Annotated in this window: 8 protein-coding genes; all 8 read left to right on the forward strand. The window is 34.3% G+C overall.

Annotation, left to right across the window (positions count from 1 at the left end):
* Nucleotides 1–11: 11 nt before the first annotated feature.
* A complete protein-coding gene (gene lspA / locus IDG64_RS04280; protein WP_000549207.1) occupies nucleotides 12–503 on the forward strand; it encodes a signal peptidase II in 492 nt (163 codons plus the stop codon).
* Nucleotides 503–1,420, forward strand: coding sequence for an RluA family pseudouridine synthase (locus IDG64_RS04285; protein ID WP_000451308.1), 918 nt, complete (start codon nucleotides 503–505; stop codon nucleotides 1,418–1,420). The genes lspA and IDG64_RS04285 overlap by 1 nt, the downstream gene beginning before the upstream one ends.
* A 399-nt stretch (nucleotides 1,421–1,819) precedes the next feature.
* The gene (gene pyrR / locus IDG64_RS04290) at nucleotides 1,820–2,347 is read left to right on the forward strand and encodes a bifunctional pyr operon transcriptional regulator/uracil phosphoribosyltransferase PyrR (protein ID WP_000003870.1); all 528 of its coding nucleotides are present in this window, start codon (nucleotides 1,820–1,822) and stop codon (nucleotides 2,345–2,347) included.
* Between the two features lie 217 nt (nucleotides 2,348–2,564).
* The gene (locus tag IDG64_RS04295) at nucleotides 2,565–3,872 is read left to right on the forward strand and encodes a uracil-xanthine permease family protein (RefSeq protein ID WP_001178619.1); all 1,308 of its coding nucleotides are present in this window, start codon (nucleotides 2,565–2,567) and stop codon (nucleotides 3,870–3,872) included.
* A 27-nt stretch (nucleotides 3,873–3,899) separates the two neighbouring features.
* Nucleotides 3,900–4,781, forward strand: coding sequence for an aspartate carbamoyltransferase catalytic subunit (locus IDG64_RS04300; RefSeq protein WP_001016168.1), 882 nt, complete (start codon nucleotides 3,900–3,902; stop codon nucleotides 4,779–4,781).
* A 17-nt stretch (nucleotides 4,782–4,798) separates the two neighbouring features.
* Nucleotides 4,799–6,073: a dihydroorotase gene (locus IDG64_RS04305; RefSeq protein ID WP_000767028.1), complete on the forward strand. Its 1,275-nt coding sequence runs from the start codon at nucleotides 4,799–4,801 to the stop codon at nucleotides 6,071–6,073.
* Between the two features lies 1 nt (nucleotide 6,074).
* On the forward strand, nucleotides 6,075–7,175 hold the full coding sequence (locus IDG64_RS04310) for a carbamoyl phosphate synthase small subunit (protein WP_001190913.1): 1,101 nt from the start codon (nucleotides 6,075–6,077) through the stop codon (nucleotides 7,173–7,175).
* The coding region (gene carB, locus IDG64_RS04315; protein WP_206171286.1) for a carbamoyl-phosphate synthase large subunit at nucleotides 7,168–10,256 on the forward strand (3,089 nt) is incomplete at its 3' end. The genes IDG64_RS04310 and carB, both read left to right, overlap by 8 nt.

A 10,256-nucleotide genomic window follows, 5' to 3' on the forward strand; every position in this document is an offset into this window, starting at 1 on the left:
GAGGAACGAAAATGCACAAAAAATATTTTATTGGCACTTCCATTTTAATAGCAGTATTTGTCGTTATATTTGACCAAGTTACTAAATATATTATAGCTACTACAATGAAAATTGGAGATTCATTTGAAGTGATACCGCACTTTTTAAACATAACATCACATCGAAATAATGGTGCTGCATGGGGAATATTGAGTGGAAAAATGACATTTTTCTTTATTATTACCATTATTATATTAATAGCCTTAGTATATTTCTTTATTAAAGATGCTCAATATAATTTGTTTATGCAAGTTGCTATTAGTTTACTTTTTGCAGGTGCACTTGGAAACTTTATTGATAGAATTTTAACAGGAGAAGTTGTTGACTTTATTGATACAAATATTTTTGGTTATGATTTTCCAATATTTAATATCGCAGATTCAAGTTTAACAATTGGTGTAATATTAATTATTATTGCCTTATTAAAGGATACTTCCAATAAAAAGGAGAAGGAGGTTAAGTAATGGAGACTTATGAATTTAACATTACAGATAAAAAACAAACAGGTATGCGTGTAGATAAGTTGCTGCCTGAATTAAATAGTGATTGGTCTCGTAACCAGATACAAGATTGGATTAAAGCAGGTTTAGTCGTTGCAAACGATAAAGTTGTTAAATCTAATTATAAAGTGAAACTTAATGATCATATAGTTGTCACTGAAAAAGAAGTGGTTGAAGCTGATATTCTACCTGAAAATTTAAATTTAGATATTTATTATGAAGATGACGATGTTGCAGTTGTATATAAACCGAAAGGCATGGTAGTTCATCCATCACCAGGGCATTATACCAATACATTAGTTAATGGTTTAATGTATCAAATTAAAAATTTGTCAGGTATTAATGGAGAAATTCGTCCAGGTATTGTTCACCGTATAGATATGGATACTTCTGGTTTATTAATGGTTGCTAAAAATGATATTGCTCATCGTGGGCTTGTAGAACAATTAATGGATAAATCTGTTAAAAGAAAATATATCGCTTTAGTTCACGGGAATATTCCTCATGATTACGGTACAATCGATGCGCCAATTGGTAGAAACAAAAATGATCGTCAATCTATGGCTGTTGTTGATGATGGTAAGGAAGCAGTGACACATTTTAACGTACTAGAACATTTTAAAGATTATACGCTTGTTGAATGTCAACTTGAAACAGGACGTACGCATCAAATCCGTGTGCACATGAAATATATTGGCTTCCCATTAGTTGGTGATCCAAAGTATGGACCGAAAAAGACATTGGATATTGGTGGTCAAGCTCTACATGCTGGACTTATTGGATTCGAACATCCAGTAACAGGTGAATATATTGAAAGACATGCTGAATTACCACAAGACTTTGAAGATTTATTAGATACAATTCGAAAAAGAGATGCATAATTGTGTCGTGCTATAATTACGATAACATTATTATGTAAACTATAAGTATTTATCGTTTTCGTTTTTTTAAAATGAAAACACATTATAAAATAGATTAAGGTTAACATTTTTACTGAGATCGGTTAATTTTTCAATATAGATTGACAAAGCGCCTGATTAGTATTATCCTTATAACAGTTTAAGTACAACATAAAGAGTCTTTAATTGAGCGTCCAGAGAGACGTCAAAGACATGAAAATATAGATATATACTAAAATGATCATAACACTTTCACATATGCAAGAATAAGTAGTAATACTACGATTCTTCTATGTAAATAGGCTGATTGTATATACTAAACCTCATGTCGATATTAAAGACATGAGGTTTTTTGTTTCTAAATTTTGAAAGGGTGAGAATATGTCTGAACGTATCATAATGGATGATGCCGCAATACAACGTACAGTGACGAGAATCGCTCATGAAATTTTGGAGTATAACAAAGGTACTGATAATTTAATTCTTTTAGGTATCAAAACAAGAGGTGAATATTTAGCGAATCGTATACAAGATAAAATTCATCAAATTGAGCAACAACGTATACCTACTGGAACAATTGATATTACATACTTTAGAGATGATATAGAGCACATGTCATCACTTACGACAAAAGACGCAATAGACATCGACACAGATATTACAGATAAAGTAGTCATCATTATTGACGATGTGCTGTATACTGGTCGAACGGTTCGTGCTTCACTTGATGCTATTTTGCTAAATGCTAGACCTATTAAAATTGGTTTAGCTGCTTTGGTTGATCGAGGACATCGTGAGTTACCAATTCGAGCAGATTTTGTTGGTAAAAATATACCTACTTCTAAAGAGGAAACGGTAAGTGTCTATTTAGAAGAAATGGATCAAAGAAATGCAGTTATAATTAAATAATACCCCTTTTAATTCAGTACGAGAGACTGAAAAAGGTGGGGGAGTTGAATGATAAATAAGTTTTCATATGCTTGTTTATCTAATAATACCCTCATGTTCGACAACTATAAGTCAATTTCTATGGACGAAAATGACTTGTAGCAACTTGTCACACTTTTTGTCTCTTTACATATACTGATGTAAAGAGATTTTTTTATTATCGGAGGAAATGAATATTATGCAAAATGATGAAATGTTTGAACGAACAGTAAAACCTGTACTAGATGTAAATGAAAAACCACAACCAGCGCAATGGGCATTTTTAAGCTTACAACATTTATTTGCGATGTTTGGCGCAACAGTACTAGTACCATTCTTAACAGGATTACCAATATCCGCAGCGTTACTAGCTTCGGGAATCGGTACATTACTTTATATCTTAATAACGAAGGCGCAAATACCAGCATACTTGGGATCTAGCTTTGCATTTATCACGCCAATTATCACGGGATTAAGTACGCATAGCTTAGGAGACATGCTTGTAGCATTATTCATGAGTGGTGTTATGTACGTCATCATCGGGATTCTAATCAAATTAAGTGGGACAGCATGGTTAATGAAATTATTACCACCAGTTGTTGTTGGACCAGTCATCATGGTAATTGGTTTAAGCTTAGCGCCTACTGCAGTCAATATGGCAATGTATGAAAATCCTGGAGATATGAAAGGTTACAATATCAGTTTCTTAATTGTTGCAATGATAACCTTGCTTGTAACAATAGTCGTTCAAGGATTTTTTAAAGGATTCCTATCTTTAATTCCAGTACTTGTAGGTATTATCGTAGGTTATGTGGTAGCGATTTTTATGGGGATTGTGAAATTTGATGCAATTATGTCAGCAAAATGGATAGATTTCCCTCATATTTATCTGCCATTTAAAGATTATGTACCTTCATTTCACTTAGGACTTGTACTGGTAATGATTCCGATTGTGTTTGTAACAGTAAGTGAACATATTGGGCACCAAATGGTATTGAATAAAATCGTAGGTAGAAACTTCTTTGAAAAGCCAGGACTTGATAAATCAATCATTGGTGATGGTGTTTCTACAATGTTTGCCAGTATTATTGGTGGACCACCAAGTACAACATACGGTGAAAATATCGGTGTATTAGCGATTACCAGAATATACAGTATTTACGTCATTGGTGGTGCAGCAGTTATAGCAATTGTTTTAGCATTCATTGGTAAGTTCACTGCATTAATTTCTTCTATACCTACACCAGTTATGGGAGGAGTATCTATATTACTTTTCGGTATTATTGCAGCAAGTGGCTTAAGAATGCTAGTTGAAAGCAAAGTAGATTTTGCGAACAATCGAAATTTAGTTATAGCTTCAGTAATTTTAGTTGTAGGTATCGGTAATTTAGTATTTAACTTAAAAGAAATTGGTATCAACCTTCAAATTGAGGGGATGGCATTAGCTGCACTTTCAGGAATTATTTTGAACTTAATCTTACCTAAAGAGAAAAAACAAAACAATTAAGATTTACAAATTAAGGAGGGCGCTTTTATGAATCATTTATTATCAATGGAACATTTATCTACAGATCAAATATACAAACTTATCCAAAAGGCAAGTCAATTTAAATCTGGTGAACGTCAACTACCAAACTTTGAAGGGAAATATGTCGCAAATTTATTCTTTGAAAATTCTACTCGAACAAAATGTAGTTTTGAAATGGCAGAACTTAAGCTAGGGTTAAAAACGATTAGCTTTGAAACATCAACATCATCTGTTTCAAAAGGTGAATCTTTATATGACACATGTAAAACTTTAGAAAGTATTGGCTGTGATTTATTAGTCATTAGACATCCGTTTAATAACTACTATGAAAAATTAGCGAATATTAACATCCCAATTGCGAATGCTGGTGATGGTAGTGGACAACATCCAACACAAAGTTTACTTGATTTAATGACGATATATGAAGAATATGGATATTTTGAAGGCTTGAATGTATTGATTTGTGGAGACATTAAAAATTCACGTGTCGCACGTAGTAATTACCATAGTTTAAAAGCATTAGGTGCAAACGTAATGTTTAATAGCCCAAATGCTTGGATTGATGATTCTTTAGAAGCACCTTATGTAAATATAGATGATGTTATAGAAACAGTAGATATAGTTATGTTATTAAGAATTCAACATGAAAGACATGGGCTTGCAGAAGAAACTAGATTTGCAGCAGATGATTATCATCAAAAGCATGGCTTAAATAAAGTGCGCTATAACAAATTACAAGAACATGCTATTGTTATGCATCCGGCACCTGTGAATAGAGGAGTAGAAATACAAAGCGATTTAGTAGAAGCTTCAAAATCAAGAATTTTTAAGCAAATGGAAAATGGCGTTTACTTAAGAATGGCAGTCATTGATGAATTATTAAAATAGGTAAGGGGACGAAAATGATGAAATTAATTAAAAACGGTAAAGTATTACAAAATGGCGAATTACAACAAGCAGATATTTTAATTGATGGTAAGGTAATTAAACAAATTGCACCTGCAATTGAACCAAGCAATGGTGTTGACATCATAGATGCGAAAGGTCACTTTGTGTCACCTGGATTTGTCGATGTTCATGTTCATTTACGTGAACCTGGTGGTGAATATAAAGAGACAATTGAAACTGGTACTAAAGCTGCTGCTAGAGGCGGATTTACAACTGTATGTCCAATGCCTAACACAAGACCGGTACCAGATTCTGTAGAACATTTTGAAGCTTTACAAAAATTAATCGATGACAATGCTCAAGTACGTGTATTACCTTATGCTTCAATTACAACACGTCAATTAGGTAAAGAATTGGTTGATTTCCCAGCACTAGTAAAAGAAGGTGCCTTTGCGTTTACAGATGACGGTGTAGGAGTACAAACTGCAAGCATGATGTATGAAGGTATGATTGAAGCTGCAAAAGTAAACAAAGCCATCGTAGCACACTGTGAAGATAATTCATTAATCTATGGTGGTGCAATGCATGAAGGGAAACGCAGTAAAGAGTTAGGTATACCAGGTATTCCAAACATTTGTGAATCTGTTCAAATCGCAAGAGATGTACTATTAGCTGAAGCAGCAGGTTGTCATTATCATGTATGTCATGTTTCTACTAAAGAAAGTGTTAGAGTCATTCGTGATGCTAAACGCGCAGGCATTCATGTTACAGCTGAAGTTACACCACATCATTTATTGTTAACAGAAGATGATATTCCTGGTAATAATGCCATTTATAAAATGAATCCACCATTGAGAAGTACTGAAGATAGAGAGGCTTTGTTAGAAGGGTTACTAGACGGTACAATTGACTGTATCGCAACAGACCATGCACCACATGCACGTGATGAAAAAGCGCAACCAATGGAAAAAGCACCATTCGGAATTGTTGGTAGTGAAACAGCATTCCCATTATTATATACGCATTTTGTAAAAAATGGTGATTGGACATTACAACAATTAGTAGATTACTTAACAATTAAACCATGTGAGACATTTAATTTAGAATACGGCACATTAAAAGAAAATGGTTATGCAGATTTAACAATCATTGATTTAGATAGTGAACAAGAAATTAAAGGAGAAGATTTCTTATCAAAAGCAGATAATACACCATTTATCGGCTATAAAGTTTATGGAAATCCGATCTTAACAATGGTTGAAGGCGAAGTTAAATTTGAGGGGGATAAATAATATGCAAAGCAAACGTTATCTAGTGTTAGAAGACGGTTCTTTTTACGAAGGCTACCGTTTAGGATCTGATAACTTAACTGTAGGAGAAATTGTATTTAATACAGCGATGACAGGTTATCAAGAAACTATTTCAGATCCATCATATACAGGTCAGATCATTACTTTTACGTATCCATTAATCGGTAATTATGGTATCAATAGAGACGATTTTGAATCATTAGTACCTACATTAAACGGTATTGTTGTGAAAGAAGCGAGTGCGCATCCAAGTAATTTTAGACAGCAAAAGACACTTCATGACGTTTTAGAATTGCATCAAATTCCAGGGATTGCAGGTGTTGATACAAGAAGTATTACGCGTAAAATTCGACAACACGGTGTGTTAAAAGCTGGTTTTACTGATCGAAAAGAAGATATTGATCAACTTGTCAAACATTTACAACAAGTAGAATTACCTAAAAACGAAGTAGAAATCGTTTCGACAAAAACACCGTATGTTTCGACAGGTAAGGATCTAAGTGTTGTACTTGTAGACTTTGGTAAGAAGCAAAATATTGTTCGAGAATTAAACGTCAGAGGTTGTAACGTCACAGTTGTACCATATACAACTACTGCCGAAGAAATTTTAGCAATGGCTCCAGATGGCGTTATGCTATCAAACGGACCAGGTAATCCTGAAGTTGTAGAATGTGCGATTCCAATGATTCAAGGAATTTTAGGGAAAATTCCGTTCTTTGGTATCTGTCTAGGACATCAACTTTTTGCATTATCTCAAGGAGCAAGCTCATTTAAAATGAAGTTTGGTCATCGTGGTGCGAACCATCCAGTTAAAAATTTAGAGACTGGAAAAGTTGATATTACGAGTCAAAACCATGGATATGCAATAGATATAGATTCGTTAAAAAGTACTGATTTAGAAGTTACTCATCTTGCATTAAATGATGGTACTGTAGAAGGTTTAAAACATAAAACATTACCAGCATTTTCTGTTCAATACCATCCTGAAGCAAATCCAGGACCGTCAGATTCAAACTATCTATTTGATGATTTTGTAGCAATGATGACTAATTTTAAGGAAAAGGAGCGTCATATCAATGCCTAAACGTAATGATATCAAAACAATTTTAGTAATAGGGTCTGGGCCAATTATCATAGGTCAAGCAGCTGAATTTGATTATGCTGGAACACAAGCATGTCTAGCTTTAAAAGAAGAGGGATACCGAGTTATTCTTGTAAATTCAAATCCAGCGACAATCATGACTGATAAGGAAATTGCGGATAAAGTATATATCGAACCGTTAACTCATGATTTTATAGCGCGAATTATACGTAAAGAGCAACCTGACGCTTTACTCCCAACTTTAGGTGGTCAAACAGGTTTAAACATGGCGATTCAACTACACGAAAGTGGTGTGCTTCAAGATAATAACGTCCAATTATTAGGAACTGAGCTAACATCAATTCAACAAGCAGAAGACCGTGAAATGTTTAGAACATTAATGAATGATTTAAACGTTCCTGTACCAGAGAGTGACATTGTAAATACAGTAGAGCAAGCCTTTAAATTCAAAGAGCAAGTGGGATACCCGCTAATTGTTAGACCGGCATTTACGATGGGGGGTACCGGAGGCGGTATTTGTCATAATGATGAAGAATTACATGAAATCGTCTCAAATGGTCTTCATTATAGTCCAGCAACGCAATGTTTATTAGAAAAATCTATCGCAGGTTTTAAAGAAATCGAATACGAAGTAATGCGTGATAAAAACGATAATGCCATCGTTGTATGTAACATGGAAAATATTGATCCAGTTGGTATTCATACAGGCGATTCAATTGTTGTGGCTCCTAGCCAAACATTATCAGATGTTGAGTATCAAATGTTACGTGATGTTTCATTAAAAGTTATTCGAGCTTTAGGTATCGAAGGTGGTTGTAATGTTCAATTAGCATTAGATCCCCATTCATTCGATTATTATATTATAGAAGTAAATCCGCGTGTATCACGTTCATCAGCGTTAGCTTCAAAAGCAACAGGATATCCTATTGCAAAATTAGCTGCTAAAATCGCGGTTGGTCTAACATTAGATGAAATGTTAAATCCAATTACAGGAACATCTTATGCAGCGTTTGAACCAACTTTAGACTATGTGATTTCAAAAATACCAAGATTTCCTTTTGATAAATTTGAAAAAGGAGAACGAGAGCTTGGCACACAAATGAAAGCAACAGGTGAAGTTATGGCCATTGGTCGAACTTACGAAGAATCATTGTTAAAAGCAATTCGATCACTTGAGTATGGTGTGCATCACTTAGGATTACCAAATGGTGAAAGCTTCGATCTTGATTATATTAAAGAACGTATTTCACACCAAGATGATGAACGATTATTTTTCATCGGCGAAGCAATTAGAAGAGGCACAACATTAGAAGAAATTCATAATATGACTCAGATTGATTACTTCTTCTTACACAAGTTCCAAAACATTATTGATATTGAGCATCAATTAAAAGAGCATCAAGGTGATTTAGAATATCTTAAATATGCAAAAGATTATGGATTTAGTGATAAAACAATAGCGCATCGCTTTAATATGACGGAAGAAGAAGTATATCAATTGCGTATGGAAAATGATATTAAACCTGTTTACAAGATGGTTGATACTTGCGCAGCTGAATTTGAATCTTCAACACCATATTATTATGGTACATACGAAACTGAAAATGAATCCATAGTTACTGACAAAGAAAAAATCTTAGTATTAGGCTCTGGACCAATTCGAATCGGCCAAGGTGTAGAATTTGACTATGCGACAGTTCACGCCGTTTGGGCAATTCAAAAAGCAGGGTACCAAGCGATAATTGTGAATAACAATCCAGAAACAGTTTCAACAGACTTCTCAATTTCTGACAAATTATACTTTGAACCTTTAACTGAAGAAGATGTGATGAATATCATTAATTTAGAAAAACCTAAAGGTGTCGTTGTACAATTTGGAGGACAAACAGCGATTAATTTAGCAGACAAATTGGCTAAACATGGTGTTAAAATACTTGGTACTTCACTAGAAAATCTAAATCGTGCTGAAGATAGAAAAGAATTTGAAGCACTATTAAGAAAAATTAACGTGCCACAGCCACAAGGGAAAACAGCTACATCACCTGAGGAAGCATTAGCGAATGCTGCAGAAATCGGATATCCGGTTGTAGTAAGACCTTCTTATGTATTAGGTGGTCGCGCAATGGAAATTGTAGACAATGACAAAGAGTTAGAAAACTATATGACCCAGGCTGTAAAAGCGAGTCCGGAACATCCGGTACTAGTCGATAGATATTTAACTGGTAAAGAAATTGAAGTTGATGCGATTTGTGATGGAGAAACGGTCATTATTCCAGGAATCATGGAACATATTGAACGTGCTGGTGTACATAGTGGTGACTCAATCGCTGTATATCCGCCACAAACTTTGACAGAAGACGAGTTAGCAACACTTGAGGACTATACTATAAAATTAGCTAAAGGTTTAAACATCATTGGCTTAATCAACATTCAATTCGTTATAGCTCACGATGGTGTATATGTTTTAGAAGTAAACCCACGTTCTAGTAGAACGGTACCATTCTTAAGTAAAATTACTGATATTCCAATGGCACAATTAGCTATGCGAGCAATCATTGGGGAAAAACTAACAGATATGGGTTATCAAGAAGGGGTTCAACCATATGCTGAGGGTGTCTTTGTGAAAGCACCGGTATTTAGTTTTAATAAATTGAAAAATGTTGATATTACTTTAGGACCTGAAATGAAGTCAACAGGTGAAGTGATGGGGAAAGATACTACATTAGAAAAGGCGTTATTCAAAGGGTTAACAGGTAGTGGCGTTGAAGTTAAAGATCACGGTACAGTATTAATGACCGTCAGTGACAAAGATAAAGAGGAAGTTGTTAAATTGGCACAACGCTTAAATGAAGTTGGCTATAAAATTTTAGCAACGTCTGGAACAGCTAATAAATTAGCTGAGTATGACATACCTGCAGAAGTAGTAGGCAAAATTGGTGGCGAAAATGATTTATTAACACGTATTCAAAATGGTGATGTTCAAATCGTTATAAATACAATGACTAAAGGTAAAGAAGTAGAAAGGGATGGCTTCCAAATTAGACGTACTACAGTTGAAAATGG

It is taken from the genome of Staphylococcus sp. EG-SA-15, assembly GCF_017151895.1.
Lineage (GTDB): Bacteria > Bacillota > Bacilli > Staphylococcales > Staphylococcaceae > Staphylococcus > Staphylococcus aureus.